Origin of the sequence: Ramlibacter rhizophilus, from assembly GCF_004681965.1 — a bacterium.
GTDB lineage: Bacteria > Pseudomonadota > Gammaproteobacteria > Burkholderiales > Burkholderiaceae_C > Ramlibacter > Ramlibacter rhizophilus.
In genome coordinates this window covers 283566-303464 of the sequence record NZ_SMLL01000005.1, presented here as the reverse complement: position 1 = coordinate 303464, position 19899 = coordinate 283566, and the positions used below count along the sequence as shown (strand labels likewise).

Sequence of the window (19899 nt, the reverse complement as noted above, 5' to 3'; positions counted from 1 at the left end):
CTCCGCTGCCGACGCACGACCTTGCGCCTTCTCTTCCTGCGCCGATTTTCCGGCCCCTCAGCCTTCGCACCGCTCGGCCTGTGCGGCCTGCTGCTCGCCGGCGCCGCGCAGGCTGCGCCCGTGGACCCCCAGATCGCCCGCTGGAGCAGCTCCCTCGCCGAGTTCGCCGCGGCCGACGAGGCCACCCCGCCGTCGCAGGGCGGGGTGCTCTTCGTCGGCAGCTCGTCCATCCGCCTGTGGCCCCGCATGGCGCAGGATTTCAGCGAACAGCCGGTGGTCATCAACCGCGGCTTCGGCGGATCGACCATGGCCGACTGCCATCGCCTCGTGCGGCAGCTGGTGATCAAGTACCGGCCGCGCCAGGTGCTGGTCTATGCCGGTGAGAACGACCTCGCCGAAGGCCGGGCGCCCGCCGATGTGCTCCAGAGCTTTCGCGCCTTCGTGGCCGCCGTGCGGGCCGAGCTGCCCGGCGCGCGCATTGCCTACATCTCCGTCAAGCCCAGTCCGCTGCGGGCCCACCTGATGGAGAAGGTGCGAGAGACCAACCGGCTGCTTGCCAGCCATGTCGCCGGCATGCACAACGCCGACTTCGTCGACGTGTTCACGCCCATGCTGGACGCCACCGGCGCGCCGCGCGCCGAGCTCTTCGGGCCCGACCGGCTGCACATGAACCAGGCGGGCTATGCGCTGTGGCGGCGCACGCTCGCCCGGCACCTTACTGCCCCGTCGGCTTCTGCCGCAGCCAGCCGCTGAAGAACCGGGCCAGGCGCCCGGGGGGCTGCTGCTCCAGCCACAGCGTCAACCAGCCGGCCGCGTAAAGGCTCGACAGGGCCACCGCCAGCAGCGGCACGTCCACCGACCAGGCCCGGTCCTGCTGGGCCCCGAAGAGGCTCAGCGTCAGCAGCACGACCACCAGGTGGGCGCAGAACACCGCCAGCGAGGCCGCACCCAGCGTCTCCAGGAACCGCAGCCGCGGCAGGTGCGAGGCCAGCCACGGCCCGAATCGGATCACCAGCACCATGAGCGCCATCAGGTTCAGAAGACGCAGCGGCCCCAGGTGCCACTTGTCGAACAGGAGGTTGAGCGTGGCGTTGCCGGGAAAGGGCACCTGGCCCACGGCATGGCGCCAGACGAAGCACACCAGCGCGGCGACCGCGGCGATGGCGACCGCGCTGTTCGGGAAGGTGAAGGGCGCCGGCTCGGGCTCGTGCCGGGAGGCGCCCATCCACAGGCCCATCATCCACAGGAACTGCCAGGCCAGCACGTGGAACGAGCCGGTCTGCGCGTAGGGGACCGGCAGCGGCGTGGCCGCCGCCACCGCCTCATAGAGCCACTGCGCGAGCCCGAACTGCGCCAGCAGCCACACGGCCAGGCTGGCCGCCATGACCGGCGCCCAGCCCGCGCGCAAGGCCAGCACCAGGGCCCAGGGGCTCACCAGCATGAAGATCACGTACATCGGCAGGATGTCGAGCAGGGGCGGCTGGTAGATCAGGATCAGGCCACCCACCAGCGCATCGAGCGGATGCTGCAGGTAGTAGGCCATCAGGTTCTTCACCGCCGGCTCGTCCACGCGGATGCCGATGAGCGCGATCACGGTGAACAGGAAGAGCAGCAGCGCCGCGTGGCAGAGGTAGACCACATGGGCCCGGCGCGAGAAGGCGCGCCTCATGGCGGCCACGCCTTTTTCGACCGCGGCGCGGCCGTACACCAGTCCGGCCATGTAGCCCGACAGCAGCACGAATCCCTCGGCGGCGGACACCAGGCCGAAGGGCTGGCCGAAGGGCTCGCTCAGGCGCGTGGGCAGGTGCGTGAGCGTCATCAGCATCAGCATCAGCCCGCGCAGGGCATCGATCTCCCAACGACGTCGGTTGGACATGCAGGAGCGCACGCGGCGGTAGTGGAGGGCAGCGGAGTGTGGTGTGCCCTGGCATGGCCCGGGGTAGGCGCAAAGCCATTCCACGCACCGGAGGCGGCCGCACCACGCCCCGCCGCTCGGGTGCCGCCTCGCGCCCCCGGCCCCCGCGGCGATCGACCAGCCGCTCAGCGCGCGCCGGAGACCTTGAAGTCGTACACCGTGATGTCGCCGGTGCCCACCACCGGCTCCACGCCCAGCTCGATGCTGGTCACGTACTCGCGGCCCAGCGCCCAGCGCTCGCCGCAGCGGTCGGTGCGGGTGGCCACGTAGTTGATGATGGCGGCCAGGTCGATCTCGCCGGGGTCCGCCGGCAGCACCGCGGGCACGAAGGCGATCATCTTCCAGCCGCTCTTGCCATGGGCGCCGTTCAGGCCGCCGAAGTCGTAGCGCAGGCAGCCGTCGCTGCCCTTGGTGGCATAGACGTGGTAGGTCTTGCCGCCGATGGTGGCGGTGTGGTCGAACCAGCCGGGGTTGCGGCCGCCGGGCACGTTGTGTCCGCCGTAGTTGCCCCAGTTGGACAGCGGAATCATGATCTCGTGCGTGATGGACGCCGCGGTGAAGCCGTGGCCCTGGTCCGGCGTGGACTGCAGCCAGATGTCGAAGGCCAGCTGGCCCTGGCCCGTGGGCGCGGCGTTGTGCTTGAAGGCGTACTTGGCCTTGAGCGACTGCACGGGCATCTGCAGCGGCAGGATGGTGCCGGGCGTGGCACCCGCCGGGGCGACCTGCGACACGGCACCGTCGGGCAGTTCGATGGGGTTGCCGCCCATCAGGTTGTTGCTGCTCGCATAGCCGGGCTTGCGACCGTAGAGCACTGCCGGGTAGCCCTTGACCTCATTGACGCCCTGCGGCCAGCGCCACTTGGTGCGGAACGCCACCTCGCCGTTCGCGCCCACCTGCGTGCTGCGGCCGGTGTACTGCTCGTACTGGCTGGCGCTCACGCCTTCCGTCACGCCGTTGGCACCCCAGCGGTTGTCTTCGACGAAGTAGGCGTCATTGGGGCTGCCGGCCTGCAGCCAGCGCTTGCTGTTGCTGGCCACCGCGATGTCCGGTGCGGAGCCGGACGGGGCGGCCTGCGGCGCGGGTGCGGGCGCGGGTGCGGGCATGGGCGCGGGGAAGGACGCGGGCTGCTGCAGCGTCGGAGGATTCCCGAGGGTCGGCGTGGTCTGCGCTACGGTGCCGCCACCGCCGCCGCCACAGGCGGCGAGCACGCCGAGGGCAACGATCGAAAGGGCGCTGGAGAAGATTCGTTTCGTCATGTTTCGATGCGTCCAGGGGTGATGGGCCGAGAGACCCGTTGCATGCGCTGAGGCCCGCCCTCGGGCTCTGGCTCAGCAGTTGGGCGCGAATCTAGTAGTCCTGGTCCCACAAGATGTAGGAACTTGACTACGAACGTAACGAAACATGAGCCAGGTTGGCCGTGACAAAGTCCCCGGTCCTTGGCGTTCAGCGAGGCGGTGTGGCGTGCCCGGCGCCAGGGAGCCGCGCCTCGAGCTCAGGCATACGGGGCACGGCGCGCCGGCTGCGGTGTCGGCTCCGGCACACGCGCGGCGCACCGCGACGCGCTTCGGGGCGGCGGCCGCAGAAATGAAAAGTTACGATCTCAGCGCCCTGCCGGGGGAACCGGGCCGAGGCCGGGTGGTTCGCCGCCCGCCCACCGCTGCAGCACCCGCCCCAGCAGCTTGTCGTCGATCGGCTTGGCCAGGTAGTCGTCCATGCCGGCGGCGAGGCATGCGTCGCGGTCCTGGGTGACGCCGCCGGCGGTGAGGGCGACGATGGGCCAGCGGCAGCCCCGGGCGCGCAATTGGCGCGTGGCCTCGAAGCCGTCCATCACCGGCATCTGGCAGTCCATCAGCACCAGGTCGAACGCGTGCGATTCGCACAGCGCCAGCGCCTGCGCGCCGTCGGCAGCCGTGACCACTTCGGCCACGCCCAGGCGCTGCAGCAGGGCCTCGGCCACCATCTGGTTGATCGCGTTGTCCTCGACCAGCAGCACCCGCCTTCCCGGCGGCAGGGCAGGCGGGCCGTCGGGCGCGAACGCGCGCGCCGGGGCCGCGGGCTGCACCAGCGCCAGTTCCAGCTGGAACGACGAACCGCTGCCCGGTTCGCTTCGCACCGTGAGCTCGCCGCCCATGAGGCGCGCGAGTTCGCGCGAGATCGACAGGCCCAGGCCCGTGCCCTGGCTCTGCTGCCACCCCGCGACGCCCACCTGGCTGAAGCGCTTGAAGAGCCGCTCCTGGTCGGCCGCGCTGATGCCGTTGCCGGTGTCCCACACGGTCAGCAGCAGCGCCTGCGCGTGGCGGGAAGTCGCCTCCACGCCGGCATGCACGCCGATGCGCCCGCGCGGGGTGAACTTCAGGGCGTTGGCCAGCAGGTTCAGCAGGACCTGCCGCAGTCGCTGGGGGTCCACCACCACCTGCCTGGGCACCTGCGGCGCGATCCGCCTCGTCGTCGGACGGCGGGCGCCGGCGTGCTCGGGTCGGGTGGGGCTGCTTGGGCTCGTGTCTGGCCGGTTTGTCTCGTATCGGGGGCGGCTCGTGCGGGCTCTTGCCCGCCGCCTCGTTCGCGCCGAAGCGCTGGCCCGAACTATCGGCTCGGCTGCGACAGTTTGTTGTCGGGAGTTCTTGATGCGCTTCGTGGGGAGGGCATTTTCGCCGCACTTTCCGGGGGGCCGCAGGGCGAGCGGCGTGGCGCTCCCGGCCACCTCGCATCGTTGCGATACTGTGCGCCTGCACATCCTTCATTGCAGCCCGCGCGCCCGGCCGGGTATCGGGTCATCCCCGACGGGGAGAGCTGTGCGTGGAGAGGAAGAAGGATTTGGGCAAGTTGTTTCTGGTCGATGACCATGCCGTGGTGCGCGAGGGCCTGCGCGCCCTGCTCGAGGGCGCGGGACATCGCGTGGTCGGCGAGGCCGACGAGCCGACGGCGGCCGTCGCGGGGGTCATGCAGACCCGCCCGGACCTGGTGCTGCTGGACTTGTCGCTGGGAGGGTCCCGCTCCGGGTTGGAAGTGCTGGAGGACCTCGCACGGCGCAAGGCGGGCGTGCCGGTGCTGGTGCTGTCCATGTCCAGCCAGCCGCGCACGGTGGCCGATGCCATGCGGCTGGGCGCGCGCGGCTACGTGCTCAAGGGCTCGCCCAGCGCCCGGGTGCTGGAGGCGATCCGCACCATCCTGGCGGGCCGAAGCTACCTGACCGATGACGAAGCCGTCCTGGCCCTCCAGGGCCTCACCGACAAGGAAGCCACCTGGGACGACCTGTCCTCGCGCGAGCGGCAGATCCTGGTCATGGTGGCGCGCGGCTATTCGAGCACCGAGATCGGGATCCAGCTGCACCTGTCGGCCAAGACCGTGGACACCTATCGCAGCCGCATGATGGCCAAGCTCGGCCTCGGCGATGTGGCCGGCGTGGTTCGCTGGGCCATCCGCAACGGGCTGGTGTCGGCGGAGGAGTAAGGACCCATGGCTCCACTGGAAGACGACTTGCCCCTCCAGGCCCAGCGGGTGCTTGCGACCGCGGTGCGCAGCGAGACCACGCACGGCGGCTGGCGCATGGTGTGGCACGTCTGGGGCAGCGGGCGGCCCGTGGTGCTGTTGCACGGCGGCAGCGGCAGCTGGACGCACTGGCTGCGCAACGTGGAAGCGCTCGCCCGGGCGGGATGGCGCGTGTGCGTGCCGGACCTGCCGGGCTTCGGCGATTCGCTGGCGCCGCCCGAAGCCCGCGATGCCGCCGACCTGGTGGCGCCGCTGGCCCAGGGCGTGCGCGAGGTGGCCGGCGAGGCCTGCCCCTGGGTGGGCTTTTCCTTCGGTGGGCTCACGGCGGTGCTGACGGTGGCCGCGCATCCGCAGCTCGCGACGCGGCTGGTGCTGGTCGGCGTGCCCGGCCTGGGGCTGCGGAACCGGCGCCTTGCCCTCACGCCGTGGCTCGGCCTCTCCGACCCCGAAGCCCGCCGACGCGCCCACCGCCGCAACCTGCAGGTGCTGATGCTGCACGACCCCGCGAGCATCGACGAGGACACCCTCGCGCTTCATGCGGCCAACCTCGTGCGTGACCGCATGCGCCAGCGCAAGCTCGCGCTGACCGACGTCGTGGCCCGCACGCTGCCTTCGCTGCAACTGCCGGTCGATGCCATCCTGGGGGAGCAGGACGCGCTCTACGCAGGGCAGCTGGAGGCCGTGGAGGCCCTCCTGCGGCAGGCGCCGTCCTTCGGCCGCATGCTGCGCATCCCGCAGGCGGGCCACTGGGTGCAGTACGAGGCGCCGGAGCGCTTCGATGCGGCGCTGCTGGGGCTCCTGCGCGACTGACCCCCGGCGCAGAGCCGCCGGGTGGCAGCAGGTAGCATGCCGCCGGATGACGCAAGCCTCGACGTCCCCCTCCGCCACGGCGGAGGCTGCGACACCCTTCGCACCCTACCTCGAGGCGCCGCGCCTGCAGGCCCTGCAGGACTGGTGCCAGCCCGAGGCCTTCGCCGCGCTGCCGGACGACTGGCTGGTCTTCGTGGCCGACATCGAACAGTCCACCCGCGCCATCGAGGCCGGGCGCTACAAGCACGTGAACGCCGCGGGCGCGGCCTGCATCGTGGCCGCATCCAACGCCTGCGGCCGCGACGATTTTCCGTTCTGCTTCGGCGGCGACGGTGCCACCGTCGTCGTGCCGCCGGTTTTCGACGCGGCGCTGGCGAGCGCCTGGTCCGGGCTGCAGGCGCAGGTGGCCCAGGGGCTGCAGCTGCACCTGCGCGTCGGCCGCGTCCCGGTGGCCGAGCTGCGTGCGCGCGGGGCCGATCTGCGCGTGGCGCGGCGGCGCCTGACGGCGGGCTTCGACATGGCCCTGTTCGCAGGCGGCGCCCTGAGCCTGGCCGATCACCTGGTCAAGTCCGATCCGGCACGCTACCAGCTCGCCGCGGCCGCGGCGCCCGCCGCCTCGGTGGAAGGCCTGGAATGCCGCTGGAACGACGTGCCTTCGCGGCATGGGCGCATCCTCACGCTGCTGGTGCAGGTGCGCCACCAGGACCCGGCCGTGCTCGCCGAGGTCATGGCGCAGGTCGAGCAGACCCTGCCCGTCGCGGCGCCGGTGTCCCTGGACAACCTGCCGCCGATCTGGCCGCCCCGGCACCTGGGCGTGGAGATGGCCTTGCGTCGCCCGGGCCGCTGGCGGCGCCGGTCGCTGTTTGCGGGCCTCTGGCTGGAGTGCGTGTTCTTCGCGCAGCTGATGCGGCGGCACAAGCGCGACCCGAAGAAAGCGGCGGGCCGCTATGCGGCGGAGCTCGTGACCAACACGGACCACCTCAAGCTCGACGACACGCTGCGCGCCGTGCTCGACGTGAGCGACGCGCAGGCGGCGCGGCTGGAATCGGTGCTGGCGAGGCTGCAGGCCGCCGGCAAGATCGACTACGGCCTGCACTACAGCGACCATGCGCTCATCACCTGTTTCGTTCGCTCGCTGGACCGCCACCTGCACTTCGTCGACGGCGGCAGCGGCGGCTATCACCTGGCGGCGTCACGGCTCAAGGCGAGCCTGGCGTCGTCGGAAGACTCATGAGGAGACCACTCACCATGCATCCCCCGTTTTCCCCGAACGACGGCAGCCCCTCTGAACCCCAGCCCCTCAGCGCCGGCGGCGTTCCCGTCGTGGCCGATGTGGACGTGGTCGTCATCGGCGGCGGCCCGGGTGGCTTTGCCGCGGCGCTGCGCGCGCGGCGCGAAGGCTGCAGCGTGCTGATGGTCGAGAAGTTCGACATGCCCGGCGGCGTCCACACCAGCGGCCTGCAGGGCGCGGCCAACCCGGGCGTGGGCGGGATCCACACCGAACTCATGGAGCGCTTCCACCGCGAAGGCTGCATCTACGAGGCCAACGAGAAGAACCTGCCGGACTGGGCCGGCAACCCGCTGTCGCACTACGACTACTACCTGCCGCCCGGAAGTCCTTTCAAGCGGACCTCCTTCAACCCGGACGGCGCCGGCAACGTGATGGTCAGGATGCTGGAGGAGGCGGGCGTGCAGGCGCTCTATGGCGCCAGCTTCGTGGACGTGGAGATGGTGCAGGACGGCACCGAGCGGCGTATCACGCACGCCATCATCGAGACCGTCTCGGGCCGGCAGGCGATCCGCGGGCGCGTCTTCGTGGAAGGCAGCGGCACCGCCGAGGTGGTGGCGCGCGCGGGCGCACCCTTCGTGCGGGGCGGCGGCCGCCAGCCGCAGACGCTCACCGACGGACAGAGCCGCCCCATTCCGGGCGGCCTGCTGTGGATCATGGGGGGCATCGATTTCGCGCGCACGGTGGCCTACCAGCGGCGCGAGGACGACCCCGCCCTCGGCAAGCTGATCGACCGGGCCCGCGCCGCCGGCGACATCCCGCCGCAGCTGTACCGCCCCCGCATGGCGGACAAGGGCGTCTATGGCGACCACTACATCGGCCATCCCACGGTGGACATGAGCCCCATCCACGGGCCGGGCAGCTTCATCCTCTGGCAGAACGTGCCCTACGAATGGGCCCTGCACATGGACGACGACGCCGCCGATGCGTCCCGCGCCAAGAAGGAACTGCGCCGCCTAATCGACGCCGAGGCGCGCTTCCTCGTGAAGTACGTGCCGGGTTTCGAGAACGCCTTCATCTCGCACGTGGGCCGCTACGTGGGCGTGCGCGACGGCCGGCATCCGATCGGCGAATACGTGTTCTCCATCGACGACGCGCGCGAGCAGCGACGCTTTCCCGACGCGGTCACGCGGCCGATGACCAAGACCTTCTTCTGGGACGCCTACGCGAAGTACAGCTTCGAGGTGCCGTACCGCTGCTTCCTGCCGCGGGAGGTGAACAACCTGCTGCTGACCGGCGCGTCGCTGTCCTTCACCTTCGAGACCATCTTCATGGTCATGCGCAACTTCCCCTGGTGCACCCAGACCGGCGAGATCGCGGGCCTGGCCGCGGCGCGCTCCATTCGCCAGGGCATCACGCCCAAGCAGCTGGCGTGGACCGAACCGCTGTTCTAGGGCCTGCGCCCCTTCGACCGGCTTTCAACAGACAGCGAACCCTCAACGCCGTTCGCCCTCCTAACCCGTTCGGGTTGAGCCTGTCGAAGCCCATCGCGTGAGACCCGCCACGCGAGCCCTTCGACAGGCTCTCAACAAACAGCGAACCCCAAACCCCGTTCGGGCTGAGCTTGTCGAAGCCCATCGCGCGAGACTCACCACGCGAGCCCTTCGACAGGCTCAGGGCGAACGGGATCCGTCCGTAGAGTCGCACACACCCAACCGTTCGGGCTGAGCCTGTCGAAGCCCATCGCGCGAGACCCGCCACGCGAGCCCTTCGACAGGCTCAGGGCGAACGGATGTGTTCTATCGGGGATGTCTTTCAACGCGGCCTCGGCCGAGGTGAATAAGCGCTCAGGACGAACGGATGTGTCTGATCGCGCATGTCGCTCAACGCGGCCACGGCCGCGGTCAACAAACGCTCCGCGCGAACGGGATCAATCCGTGGAGTTGCCCACCACCCGTTCGGGCTGAGCGCCGTCGAAGCCCCCGTGTCGCGTCCCCGTCACGAGGACGCCCGCCCCTCATCGGGCTTCAGCGCAGCTCCGGCGTCACGCTCACGCGCACCGGGATCGTCGCGCCGGGCTGCTCGCGGGTGAGGGCGGTGCCTTCGTGGCCGCGCCAGTCGTACACGACGCGGTAGCCCGTCAGCCGCTGCTGCTGGTCATACACGGTGCGGCAGCTGCGCACCTCGCGCTGCATGGGTTGCGCGACCACCGCCGGGGTGGCTCCGCTGCCGGCGAGCCGGTCGCCCACCAGCGCGCCGGCGACGGCGCCGGCGGCCGTGGCGGCTTCGCGCCCATGGCCCTTGCCGATCTGGTTGCCCAGGAGGGCGCCGGCCACGCCGCCGACGATCAGGCCGCCATAGCCGTTGGCGCCGATGCCGCCGGACGCCGGTGCGGGTGGCGCGACCTGCTCGGTCACGAGCTGCACGCTGCACTCCTCGCGCGGCACCTGCACCAGCTCGTACTGCGGCTGCACGGAGCGCACGCGTGCCTGCTCGGAGAAGACCGCCACGGCAGGCGCCGGCGCAGCCGCCGGCAGCGGCGCGGGGGAGGGGGCGACATAGGTCTGGGCCGAAGCGGCGCCGGCCGCCAGCAGCAGGGAACAGACGAGGGGTTTGGCCATCATGGGAAGCGCTCCTTTGCGGCTGAGCTTAGCGTCTCCGTCGCGGCGGTTTACCCAATAGCCGAGCAAACCCATCGGCGGCGCGGAAAAGGTCCGGCTTCGTGGCAAAGGCGCGCCTGCCCCATGACGGCGCGAAGTCAGTTCGTCCGCGCAAGCGCAACGGCCAGGGCGCGTCGTCCTACTGCCGGGCCTTCGTGCCGCGCTTAAGGTAAGCACCATCAGGCCAGCGCGATTGCGCCGATGGAGTTTTGCGCCATGCCCGGATCCGATCCACCTTCCTCTTTCGGCGAGGCCGCTGCGCAGCGGCATGCGCCCGAGGAGGCCGGGCCGGCCGAGGCGCCATCCGGCTGGCCGGGGCGTGGGCGCCGATGGGGCGATGCGGGTGGAACCTCCGGCATGGCGCCGCTGCGGGTGGCCGCGGCCGCCGTCACGGGCGTCATCGTGGTGGCGGGCCTGTACTTCGGCCGCGAACTGCTGGTCCCGCTCACCGTCGCGTTTCTTCTGAGCTTCGTGCTCGAACCGGCGGTCGTGCGCCTCAAGCGCCGGCGACTGCCGCGCGCGGCCGCGGTGGCGGTCGTGGTGACCTTGATGCTGGCGGCGCTTGCCGCGGCGACGCTGGTGCTGTCCGAACAGGTGCGTGCGCTCAGCGCGGAGTTGCCGCGCTACGAGGCCACCATCCGCGGCAAGATCCGCGACCTCAATCGCACCCTCACCCAGCCCGGCGCGCTGGAAGGCGCCGCGAGGACCCTGGAGACCGTGCGCCAGGAGGTCAAGGAGGCGCAGCCGAAATCGCCCTTGCCCACCGTGCAGGTGGAGACGGCGCCGCCTTCGCCCCTGGACGCCGCCATGGCCTGGCTCGAGGCCGTGGGCGGACCGCTGGCCAGCGCCGGCATCTCCTTCGTCTTCCTGGTGCTGATCCTGCTGGACCGGCAGGCCTTGCGCGACCGGATGCTGCGGCTGCTCGGAGGCGACCTGCATCGCACGACCGACGCGATGGACGAGGCCAGCGGCCGCATCAGCAAATACCTGCTGATGCAGCTCGTGGTCAACGCGACCTACGGCATCCCCATGGGGCTGGGGCTGTGGTTGATCGGGGTGCCGGGCGCCATGTTGTGGGGCGTGGTCGCGGCGCTGATGCGGTTCATTCCCTTCATTGGTCCGTTCATCGCAGCGGCCTTTCCCCTGACCCTGGCCTTTGCCGTCGATCCTGGCTGGAGCATGCTGGTGTGGACGGCCCTGCTCATCACCGTCCTGGAGCTGGTCAGCAACAACGTCGTCGAGCCCTTGCTGTACGGTCCCAGCACCGGCCTGTCGGCCATGTCGCTGATCGTCTCGGCCACCTTCTGGGTGCTGCTGTGGGGGCCCGTCGGTCTGGTGATCTCCACGCCGCTCACGGTCTGCATCCTCGTCTTCAGCCGGCACATTCCGGGCTTGCAGTTCATGGAGGTGCTGCTGGGCAGTCAGCCCGTGCTGGATGCACCCACCCGCTTCTACCAGCGCCTGATCGCCGACGACCTGGAGGAAGTGGTGGACATGGCCGAGGAGCACGTGGCCGCCGACGGCCTGGTGGCCTTCTATGACGACATCGCCATTCCCGCCTTGCGGCTGGCCAGCCTGCATCGCCAGCATGCGGCGGATGCGGAACACCGCCTGCGGGTGCTCGAAGGAATGGAGCGCGTGATGGTCGAGCTGGAGCAGCGGCCGGCGCCCCAGTCGCCCGCGGCCGGACCGCCGCAGGTCGTGGCCATGGGCGGCAAGTGGGAGATCGATCTGCTGGCCGCGCGCATGGTGGTGCAGGCACTCCAGGAAGCCGGGGTGCCGGCCCGCGTGCTGGACGGCGACTTCACCAGCAGCTCGTTCTTCCAGCGCCTGGACCTGCACGGCGCCAGGATCCTGTGCCTGTCGGTCTTCGCCGCCGAGCCGCAGGCGCAGGTACGCTTTCTGTGCCGACGGCTGCGCCGCCGTTGGCCTGACCTGAAGATCGTGCTGGCGGCCTGGAGCGCACCGGCGGAAAACCTGGCGTCCGTGCGGGACAGCGGGGTGAACGCCGTCGCCTCGGGCGTCAAGGAGGTGCTCGCCGCCACGGCGCAACTGGCAGGCCCGTCGGCCGCCGCCGGCCACGAGCCCGCGCCCTTGCCCGAGGACGAACCGCAGCGCCTGGCCGCGCTGCGCGGCAGCGGCATCCTGGGTGAGTCCCACCGCCCCGCCTTCGACCGCATGGCCCGTCGGGCCGCCGACATCTTCGACGTGCCGATCGCGCTGGTCACCGTGGTGGACGAGGAGTTGCAGCACGTCGTCGGCAGCAGCGACGCGGCCTCCGGCACCGGGCGCGATGCCCCGGCCGGGGACGCCGGTGCGCCGCCGGCGCGCGGCGGCGCCCTGGCGAACGCCTTCCGCTGGGCGCGTTCCGATTCGGTGTGCAGCCATGTCGTGCACGAGAAGTCCACGGTCGTGGTGGAAGACGTCGCGCGCGACCCGCGCTTTGCGGGCAACGCGGCCCTGCAGGCGCAGGGCGTGCGCTTCTATGCCGGCGCGCCGCTGGCCGATCCGCAAGGGCAGGTGTTCGGTGCCCTGTGCCTGATGGACACCCAGCCGCGCGAACTCAGCGAGCGCGAACGGCGCCTGCTGCAGACCATGGCGCAGGACCTGATGGAGCCGCTGTTCGCCGCACCCGTGGCCTCGCCCGAGACGCCGGCCGACGAGCCCCCGGCCGCGTCCTCCGCCTCCACCACGGTGGGGCAGCCGGTGCCGGAGTAAGAGGGCGCACTTGCGCGGCTCTGGGCGCCGGCGCAACGGTCGGCGCAGGATTCCAGCATTCGGCTTCTGTTGCCCATGTTGCCGAGGCGCCTATGGAACAATGCCTCTTTGATACCGGAGTCCAAGCGATGTCCATTGCCAAGCGCAACAACGTCCAGGTCGCCGGATCCGGGCCGGCCACCATGGTCTTCGCGCATGGGTTCGGCTGTGACCAGAACATGTGGCGGCGCATCGCGCCCGCCTATGCCCGACGATTTCGTACGGTCCTGTTCGACCTGACCGGAAGCGGCAACTCCGACCTGTCGGCCTACGACCGCAGCAAGTACGACCGCCTGGACGGCCATGCCGCCGACGTGGTGGAGATCGTGCAGGAGTTCGCGCAAGGGCCGGTGATCTTCGTCGGCCACTCGGTGAGCGCCATGATCGGGCTGCTGGCCAATCTGCGGGCGCCCGAGTGCTTCGCGGCGCAGGTCATGGTGGGGCCGTCCCCCTGCTACATCAACGACGGGGAGTATGTCGGCGGCTTCGACCGCAAGGACATCGATGGCCTGCTGGACACCCTGGAGGCCAACTACCTGGGCTGGGCGAGCAACATGGCACCGGCCATCATGGGGGCGCCGGAGCAGCCGGAGCTCGCGCAGGAGCTCACCAACAGCTTCTGCCGCACCGACCCGGAGATCGCCCAGCACTTCGCGCGCGTGACCTTCCTCTCGGACAACCGCGCCGACCTGCCGCGCCTGCAGGTGCCGACGCTGATCCTGCAATGCAGCGACGACATCATCGCGCCGCGCACGGTCGGCGAGTTCATGCGTCGCACCCTCCCGCGCGCGACCCTGGCGATCATCGAGAACTTCGGCCACTGCCCGCACCTGAGCGCGCCCGGTGCGAGCGCGGATGCCATCGACGGGTTCCTGGCGGCGAACGGATTCTGAAGTGGACGAGCACGGACCCCCGGCACCCGCGGTCCAGGCCGTTCTCGACCGGGTGCCCTGCGGGCTGCTTCGCACCGACCGCAAGGGCGTGATCCTGCGCGCCAACGAGACCTGCTGCCGGTGGCTGGGCTATGAGCGCAGCGAACTGATCGGACGCGGGATGTACGAGCTGCTCACCATCGGCGGGCGCATCTTCCACCAGACGCACATCGCCCCGATGCTGCACATGCAGTCCTCCGTGGCCGAGGTCAAGCTGGAAATGCGCCACCGCGAGGGTCAGGCCGTTCCGGTCGTCCTCAACGTGCAGCATTTCCCCGGGCCCCAGGCGTTTTCGGAGCTGGCCTTCTTCGTCGCCCGCGACAGGGACTTGTACGAGCGCGAGCTGCTCCTGGCAAGGCGCCATCTCGAAAGCGTGGTCGCGGAAGAAAAGCTCCGGCGCGCCGAAGCCAAGGACCGCGCGCTTCTGGCCGAGCAGATGGTGGGCATCGTCAGCCACGACCTGCGCAACCCCTTGCAGACCATCCAGATGGGCGCGGGGGTGCTGCTGCATGGAGAGCACACCGAGCAGCAGGCGCTGATCCTCGGCCGCATCGTGCGCGCCGGTGAACGGGCGCGCCGGCTCATCTCGGAACTGCTCGATTTCACGCAGGCGCGCCTCGGTCACGGCATCTCCGTGCATGTGCAATCCCTGGACCTGCATGCGCTGGTGCGCGACGTGCTGGAGGAGTTGCGGCAGGCCTTCCCGGAACGGGCGCTGGTCCACGAGCCACTGGGCGCGGGCCCCTGCGCGGCCGACGGCGAGCGCATCGCGCAGCTGGTCGGCAATCTCGTGGGCAACGCCATGACCTACGGCGACCCTGAGGCGCCGGTCACGGTGCGCACGCAGGTCGGGCCCGAGGGGTTCCGCGTGGCGGTGCACAACAGCGGCGCGGCCATCCCGGCCGAGGTGCAGGCCCGCATGTTCGAGCCGCTCGTGCGGGGGACCACGGCGGACAGCGCCACCCGCAGCATCGGCCTGGGCCTGTTCATCGTGCGCGAGATCGCCAAGGCCCACGGCGGACAAGTCACGGTCGAGAGCGCCACCGGCAGGGGCACCACCTTCACCGCCAGCATTCCCTCGTCGACCGTCTAGGGCGTGGCCTCCTACAATCGCGAGCGGCATGCCCGCACCCGACCAAGCCTTCCACGACAACCTCTCGTATCGCCTGTCGATGCTGCACTTCCTCATCGGGCGGCGCATCGCGCAGGCGTACGCGGCCGAGGAACTCACCACCCACCAGTGGAAGGTGCTGAGCGTCGTGTGCGAGTTCGCGCCCCTGGCGGCCACCGAGGTGGAGCGCTGGGTGACGCTGGACAAATCCGCCATCTCGCGCGCGGTCAAGGCGCTGGTGGAAAGGAAGCTGGTCACGCGGCGCGCCAACAGCGACGACTCGCGCAGCATCGACCTGCTGCCCACGGCCGCCGGCCGCCAGTGCAACGGCCGCATCGCGCGGAAGGTGGGCCGGGTGCAGGGCGAGCTGCTGGAGCGCCTGCCCAAGCGGGATGCCGAGCGCCTCTTTCTCGTCCTGGACCGCCTGGAGCGCGAGCTGCGCGGCCCGCAGGACTAGCGGCCTGGAACGGCCGGCGCCGTGTTAGCCCCCTTTGTGCTGGGCTTGTCCAGCGCGGCCAGTGGTCGGTGAAAGACAGGCCCGATCAGACACGCATCCGTTCGTCTTGAGCGTTTATCCACCGCGGCCACGGCCCCGGTGGAAGACATTCCCGATCAAACACATCCGTTCGCCCTGAGCCTGTCGAAGGGGCTCGCGTGGTGAGTCTCGCGCGATGGGCTCGACAGGCTCAGCCCGAACGGTTGGGGGGGGCGAGCGGGGCGGGGATCCGCTGTTTGTCGAGAGTCGGTCGAAGGGCCTGTCCTGAGCCGAGTCGCAGGGCGTTCGCGCCCCCCGCCTAGCTGGTCTTCAAGCCCACCTGCCGCACCAGCTTGCCGAAGCGGTCCACCTCGTTGGCGATGACCTGGCCGTAGGCCTGCGGCGAGCTGGGTTCCGCATCGAAACCGAGCGCCGCCAGACGCTGGCGCACGTCGGGCTGCGCGAGCACCTTGGTGATGGCGGCGTTGAGCTGCTCCACCACCGGCGCGGGGATGCCGGCCGGTCCCACCAGACCGACCGACAGCACGTATTCGGCCTGCGGCACACCCGCCTCGGCCACGGTGGGTACCTCCGGCACCAGCCGCGAGCGACGGCTGGACGTCACCGCCAGTGCGCGCAGCTTGCCCGACTGCAGGTGGCCGATGGCCGAGATGTCGCTGATGGCGAAGGCCACCTGGCCGGAGAGCAGGGCCAGCGTGGCTGGCGCGGCGCCGTTGTAGGGCGTGTGCAGGAACTTCACGCCCCCGGCGCCCGCCAGGGACTCGGCCACCAGGTGCGAGCCCGAGCCGTTGCCGGTGGACGCGTAGCTCACCGCACCGGGCCGGGCCCGCGCGTCGTCCAGCAGGTCCTTGAGCGAGCGGTAGGGGCTGGATGCGTTCACCAGCACGAAGTAGGTGCCCGCGCCCACCTGCGAGATGCTGGTGAAGCTGCGCACGGGGTCGTAGCTCAGGTTGGGGAACAGGGCGGCCGAGACCGCGTGCGTGCCCGGCGCGATCAGCAGCAGCGTGTGGCCGTCGGGCGGCGCCGAGGCGACCTGGGCCGTGGCGATGGTGCTGCCGGCGCCGGGCCGGTTCTCCACGATCACCGGCTGGCCCCATTCGGCGGCCAGCTTCTCGGACAGGATGCGCGCGGCGCTGTCGGAGGAGCCGCCGGGCGGGAAGCCCACGACGATGCGCACGGTGCGGCTGGGAAAGCCCGCCTGCTGGGCGCGCAGCGGCAAGGCGGCGCCGGCGGCCATCGCGGCGAGGGCCAGCACGGCCTGCCGGCGGCCCGGCAGCGGGAGTGGGTGTCGGGTGTGCTGCGCCATGCGATGGGCTCCCATTCGGTTGAAGATGACAACTGACGGCCATTCTCTGTCCGCCCACCGCGGTGCGTCAATCGATGGAAAGCATGGGCTTGCCGAAGGTTGCAGGCTACAACTAAACTGGCGCGGATGGCCCTCGTGGGCAGGAGAGCTTCGCGTTGAACACGGTCCCCAGCCCCGCGCCCGCCGCTGCCCCCGGCGACGACGACCTCACCCGCTGCGCCCCCGGAACGCCCGGCGGCGACTACCTGCGCCGCTTCTGGCAACCCGTCTACCACGCGGCGGACCTCGCGCCCGGGCGGGCCGTGCCGCTGAGGATCATGGGCGAGGCCTTCACCCTCTACCGCGGCGAGGACGGCCAGGCCCGCCTCGTGCAGGCGCGCTGCCCGCACCGCGGCACGCAGCTGTCCACCGGCTGGGTCGAAGGCGAGGGCCTGCGCTGCATGTACCACGGCTGGAAGTTCGCGGCGGACGGCCGCTGCCTGGAGCGTCCGGCCGAGGCCTCCGCCGGCGGCGAGCGCATGGGCCTGGCGACCTGGCCGGCGCGGGAGTACCTGGGGCTGGTGTTCGCCTGGCTGGGCGGTGGCGATCCGCCGCCGCTTCCGCGCTACCCCGAGTTCGAGCAGTTCGACGGCCTGCTGGAGATCGACTCCTACGCGCGCGAATGCAACTACTTCCAGAACCTGGAGAACGCGCTGGACATGTCGCACGTGGGCTTCGTGCACGGCGACAACCGGGCCGCATTCCAGGGCATCGGCCTGGGCAGCGCGCTGCGGGCCGAGGAGTCTCCCTGGGGGGTGACCTACACCTTCACCCGCAGCGACGGGCGCCGCCGCGTGCAGCAGTTCGGCATGCCCAACGTCTTCCACATGACGGCGCTGCCCAACGAGGAGGACGTGGACTGGCAGGAGTCGCTGTTCTGGTGGGTGCCCATCGACGATTCAAACCACATGCAGTTCAGCCTGCACCGCGTGCCGATCCGCGGCGACGCGGCGCTGCGCTTCAAGGCGCGGCGCGAGGCACGGCGATCGCAGATCGACCTGGCCCACCAGGATGTCTGCCGCGACGTCCTCGCCGGCCGCCTGTCGATGCGCGACGTGCCTGCGCAGCGCGTGGACCTGGTGCGGCTGCAGGACGACGTGGCGCAGGTGGGGCAGGGCCTCATCGCGCACCGTGACGCCGAGCACCTGGGCCGATCCGACGTCGGCGTGACGGTCATCCGCCGTCTCTGGCGCCGCGAGCTGGAGGCCCTGCGCGCCGGCCGCCCGCTGCGCCACTGGACGCGCCCGCCCGACCTCCTGCCGCAGGTCTGGGGCTTGCGCGAGGACCAGGCCCATCCCGAACTGGCCCGGACGCAGGAGGGCGCACGCGCCGAAGTCATGGACATCCGCCCGCACGTCGAGGTGCGCTTCCAGCTCGCGCTGCTGCACGGCGCGAGCCCGCGCCCGGCATGAACGCACACCCGCCTTCCCGTCCCGGTCCGGTCCTCACGCTGGCCGAGCGCGACCGGCGCTGGGCGGGCCTGCGCCGGTGCATGGCCGCGCGCGGCATCGACGCCCTCGTCGTGGGAAGTTTCCAGGGGCGCGAGCGGCTGGAGTCCTACCTGGTGGACGACTTCATCGACGGCATGGTGCTCCTCGGCCACGGCGGCGAGCCCACCGTGCTGGGCTTCGCCACCGGCCGCATCTCGCGCGCGTTCGAAAGCGAGCGGCGCGGCTGGCCGCTGTGGACGCAGGACTATCGCGTGGGCAGCGGCGCGGCGGCGCTGGTGAAGCTGATCGAGGAACGCGGGCTTGCCAGGGCCACCCTGGGCATCGTCGGCTTCGGCCCCACCGCGCCGGGCGAGGCCGACGGGCTGCTGCCCCTGGGCGTGTGGCGCGTTCTGAGCGAGGGGTGTCCCGGCGTGCGCTGGGAGGACTTCACGCGCGACTTCACCGATTTCATGCTGGTCAAGAGCGCCGAGGAGCTGGCCCTGCTGCGCCACGCCGCGCAGGTGAGCGAAGCGGCCTGCCGCGTCATGGCCGAGGCCTGCGCGCCGGGCGTGTCGGAGGCGCTGGTCTATGCCGAGGTCGTGCGCGAGGTGCTGCGCCACGGCTGCGAGCTGCGCTACCCCTTCCTGTCGCTGCAGTCGGGCCCGGACAACATCGGCTGGGGCGTGCCGCGCTGGACCTTCCGCGCCGAGCACCCGCGCACGCTGGCGCGTGGCGACCTGGTGCAGGCCGAGATCCACACCACCTACGGCGGCCAGGAGGCGCAGGTGCAGATGTGCGTGGCCCTGGAGCCGGTGCACCCGGACGTGCGCCGCTGCGAGGCGGTCGCGCGCGAGTCCTACCGCCGCGGCGTCGAGGCCGTGCGGCCGGGCGCGAGCTTCGCGCAGGTGGTGCGCGCGATGGAGGCGCCCATCGCGAGCGCCGGCTGCTGGAGCAAGACGCCGCTCGCGCACACGCTCACCTTCGGCTCGACGGGCTTCACTGCCGTCAACCGCGAACAGCTCGCGGGAACGCGCGACGAGCGTGTCGAAGGCGGCCAGCGCCCCGGCGTGCGCCGCGGCGACCTGCTGCTGGCCGAAGGCATGGGCCTGGAGCTGGAGCCCAATGCCTGCCTGGGCATGCTGCGGGTGAACATCGGCGCGGGCGTGGTGGTGGGGCCCGAAGGCGCGCTCGAACTCAACGAGCTGCCCACGCGGGTGTTCTACAAGGACTGAGCGCCATCCGGCGCATCCCAGCGCGCCGCCGCCGCGCGCAGCTTGTCGATGGCGGCGTACAGCGCCACGCGCTCCTCGCGCGTGAGCGCCTCCAGCAGCAACTGCTGGCGCCGCAGCACCACCGGCCGCAGCTGCGCGACCAAGCGCTGCGCCTTGCGCGTGAGCGCCAGCGTCACGCTGCGGCTGTCGCCCGGGGTGGGGCTAGGTTCCACCAGTCCCTGTGTCTCCAGCGAGGCGACGCAGCGGCTGCACAAGGACTTATTCATGCCCGTGGCCTGCGCGACATGGGTGAAGGTGGCGCTGCCCGACGCCGCCAGGGTGGCGACCACGCGCCATTCGCCCAGGCTCAGCCCCACGGTGTCGCGCATGTAGCGCGTCCATTGGCGTTCGAAGGCCATCGACAGCTGGTTGATGCGGAAGGTGACGAAGGCGTCGAAGGGCAGGGGACCGTCCCTGTCCAGCAGGCTCAGCGGGTCGGGCGATGGATCAGCCAT

Annotated in this window: 17 protein-coding genes; 11 read left to right on the top strand and 6 right to left on the bottom strand. The window is 71.1% G+C overall.

Annotated features, from left to right (window positions below; all coding sequences use genetic code 11):
- Positions 1–21: 21 nt before the first annotated feature.
- Entirely contained in the window at positions 22–753 is a 732-nt protein-coding gene (locus EZ242_RS14305) for an SGNH/GDSL hydrolase family protein (RefSeq protein ID WP_240787103.1), read from the top strand.
- On the opposite strand, the gene opgC is transcribed toward EZ242_RS14305, so the two are convergent.
- The 3 genes from opgC to EZ242_RS14285 all read right to left on the bottom strand — a co-directional run bounded on the left by opgC (position 716) and on the right by EZ242_RS14285 (position 4322).
- On the bottom strand, positions 716–1876 hold the full coding sequence (gene opgC, locus EZ242_RS14300; RefSeq protein WP_135285839.1) for an OpgC domain-containing protein: 1161 nt from the start codon (positions 1874–1876) through the stop codon (positions 716–718). The two genes, EZ242_RS14305 and opgC, sit on opposite strands and share 38 nt — an antisense overlap.
- Before the next feature lie 164 nt (positions 1877–2040).
- A complete protein-coding gene (locus EZ242_RS14295) occupies positions 2041–3171 on the bottom strand; it encodes a GH12 family glycosyl hydrolase domain-containing protein (protein ID WP_167784788.1) in 1131 nt (376 codons plus the stop codon).
- 344 nt (positions 3172–3515) lie between these two features.
- Positions 3516–4322 carry a response regulator gene (locus EZ242_RS14285; protein ID WP_167784786.1) on the bottom strand — a complete coding sequence of 269 codons (807 nt, stop codon included), beginning with the start codon at positions 4320–4322 and terminating at the stop codon, positions 3516–3518.
- Between the two features lie 407 nt (positions 4323–4729).
- On the opposite strand from EZ242_RS14285, the gene EZ242_RS14280 reads away from it, so the two are divergent.
- The 4 genes from EZ242_RS14280 to EZ242_RS14265 are packed head-to-tail and all read left to right on the top strand — an operon-like array spanning position 4730 to position 8896.
- On the top strand, positions 4730–5365 hold the full coding sequence (locus EZ242_RS14280; protein WP_135285835.1) for a response regulator: 636 nt from the start codon (positions 4730–4732) through the stop codon (positions 5363–5365).
- A gap of 6 nt (positions 5366–5371) precedes the next feature.
- Positions 5372–6214 (top strand): alpha/beta fold hydrolase, encoded by an 843-nt coding sequence (locus EZ242_RS14275; RefSeq protein WP_240787102.1) that lies wholly within the window; start codon positions 5372–5374, stop codon positions 6212–6214.
- A 46-nt stretch (positions 6215–6260) separates the two neighbouring features.
- The gene (locus EZ242_RS14270) at positions 6261–7448 is read left to right on the top strand and encodes a DUF3095 family protein (RefSeq protein WP_167784784.1); all 1188 of its coding nucleotides are present in this window, start codon (positions 6261–6263) and stop codon (positions 7446–7448) included.
- A gap of 14 nt (positions 7449–7462) precedes the next feature.
- Positions 7463–8896 (top strand): FAD-dependent oxidoreductase, encoded by a 1434-nt coding sequence (locus EZ242_RS14265; RefSeq protein WP_167784782.1) that lies wholly within the window; start codon positions 7463–7465, stop codon positions 8894–8896.
- 573 nt (positions 8897–9469) lie between these two features.
- Here the strand turns inward: EZ242_RS14265 and EZ242_RS14260 are convergent.
- Positions 9470–10066, bottom strand: a complete 597-nt coding sequence (locus EZ242_RS14260) for a glycine zipper 2TM domain-containing protein (protein ID WP_240787101.1) — start codon at positions 10064–10066, stop codon at positions 9470–9472.
- A gap of 252 nt (positions 10067–10318) precedes the next feature.
- Between EZ242_RS14260 and EZ242_RS14255 the strand changes: the two genes are divergently transcribed.
- The 4 genes from EZ242_RS14255 (at position 10319) to EZ242_RS14240 (ending at position 15359) form a co-directional block, all read left to right on the top strand.
- The gene (locus tag EZ242_RS14255; protein WP_240787100.1) at positions 10319–12820 is read left to right on the top strand and encodes an AI-2E family transporter; all 2502 of its coding nucleotides are present in this window, start codon (positions 10319–10321) and stop codon (positions 12818–12820) included.
- 128 nt (positions 12821–12948) lie between these two features.
- The gene (locus EZ242_RS14250) at positions 12949–13752 is read left to right on the top strand and encodes an alpha/beta fold hydrolase (RefSeq protein ID WP_135285832.1); all 804 of its coding nucleotides are present in this window, start codon (positions 12949–12951) and stop codon (positions 13750–13752) included.
- A 1-nt stretch (position 13753) separates the two neighbouring features.
- The gene (locus tag EZ242_RS14245; protein ID WP_240787099.1) at positions 13754–14884 is read left to right on the top strand and encodes a PAS domain-containing sensor histidine kinase; all 1131 of its coding nucleotides are present in this window, start codon (positions 13754–13756) and stop codon (positions 14882–14884) included.
- Between the two features lie 28 nt (positions 14885–14912).
- Complete coding sequence (locus EZ242_RS14240; protein ID WP_135285830.1) at positions 14913–15359, top strand: MarR family winged helix-turn-helix transcriptional regulator; 447 nt, start codon at positions 14913–14915, stop codon at positions 15357–15359.
- A 337-nt stretch (positions 15360–15696) separates the two neighbouring features.
- On the opposite strand, the gene EZ242_RS14235 is transcribed toward EZ242_RS14240, so the two are convergent.
- A complete protein-coding gene (locus EZ242_RS14235) occupies positions 15697–16704 on the bottom strand; it encodes a Bug family tripartite tricarboxylate transporter substrate binding protein (protein WP_167784774.1) in 1008 nt (335 codons plus the stop codon).
- A 155-nt stretch (positions 16705–16859) separates the two neighbouring features.
- Between EZ242_RS14235 and EZ242_RS14230 the strand changes: the two genes are divergently transcribed.
- Positions 16860–18155 carry a Rieske 2Fe-2S domain-containing protein gene (locus EZ242_RS14230; protein ID WP_135285828.1) on the top strand — a complete coding sequence of 432 codons (1296 nt, stop codon included), beginning with the start codon at positions 16860–16862 and terminating at the stop codon, positions 18153–18155.
- Positions 18152–19405, top strand: a complete 1254-nt coding sequence (locus tag EZ242_RS14225) for a M24 family metallopeptidase (protein ID WP_135285827.1) — start codon at positions 18152–18154, stop codon at positions 19403–19405. The genes EZ242_RS14230 and EZ242_RS14225 overlap by 4 nt, the downstream gene beginning before the upstream one ends.
- On the opposite strand, the gene EZ242_RS14220 is transcribed toward EZ242_RS14225, so the two are convergent.
- Entirely contained in the window at positions 19393–19899 is a 507-nt protein-coding gene (locus tag EZ242_RS14220) for a MarR family winged helix-turn-helix transcriptional regulator (protein WP_167784773.1), read from the bottom strand. The genes EZ242_RS14225 and EZ242_RS14220 overlap by 13 nt on opposite strands.

What these genes read in the sequence shown, in the direction of transcription:
- opgC (WP_135285839.1), bottom strand. Translation starts at nt 1,876, where the DNA reads ATGTCCAACCGACGTCGTTGGGAGATCGATGCCCTGCGCGGGCTGATG.
- EZ242_RS14295 (WP_167784788.1), bottom strand. Translation starts at nt 3,171, where the DNA reads ATGACGAAACGAATCTTCTCCAGCGCCCTTTCGATCGTTGCCCTCGGC.
- EZ242_RS14275 (WP_240787102.1), top strand. Translation starts at nt 5,372, where the DNA reads ATGGCTCCACTGGAAGACGACTTGCCCCTCCAGGCCCAGCGGGTGCTT.
- EZ242_RS14270 (WP_167784784.1), top strand. Translation starts at nt 6,261, where the DNA reads ATGACGCAAGCCTCGACGTCCCCCTCCGCCACGGCGGAGGCTGCGACA.
- EZ242_RS14265 (WP_167784782.1), top strand. Translation starts at nt 7,463, where the DNA reads ATGCATCCCCCGTTTTCCCCGAACGACGGCAGCCCCTCTGAACCCCAG.
- EZ242_RS14260 (WP_240787101.1), bottom strand. Translation starts at nt 10,066, where the DNA reads ATGATGGCCAAACCCCTCGTCTGTTCCCTGCTGCTGGCGGCCGGCGCC.
- EZ242_RS14255 (WP_240787100.1), top strand. Translation starts at nt 10,319, where the DNA reads ATGCCCGGATCCGATCCACCTTCCTCTTTCGGCGAGGCCGCTGCGCAG.
- EZ242_RS14250 (WP_135285832.1), top strand. Translation starts at nt 12,949, where the DNA reads ATGTCCATTGCCAAGCGCAACAACGTCCAGGTCGCCGGATCCGGGCCG.
- EZ242_RS14240 (WP_135285830.1), top strand. Translation starts at nt 14,913, where the DNA reads ATGCCCGCACCCGACCAAGCCTTCCACGACAACCTCTCGTATCGCCTG.
- EZ242_RS14235 (WP_167784774.1), bottom strand. Translation starts at nt 16,704, where the DNA reads ATGGCGCAGCACACCCGACACCCACTCCCGCTGCCGGGCCGCCGGCAG.
- EZ242_RS14225 (WP_135285827.1), top strand. Translation starts at nt 18,152, where the DNA reads ATGAACGCACACCCGCCTTCCCGTCCCGGTCCGGTCCTCACGCTGGCC.
- EZ242_RS14220 (WP_167784773.1), bottom strand. Translation starts at nt 19,899, where the DNA reads ATGGCTGATCCATCGCCCGACCCGCTGAGCCTGCTGGACAGGGACGGT.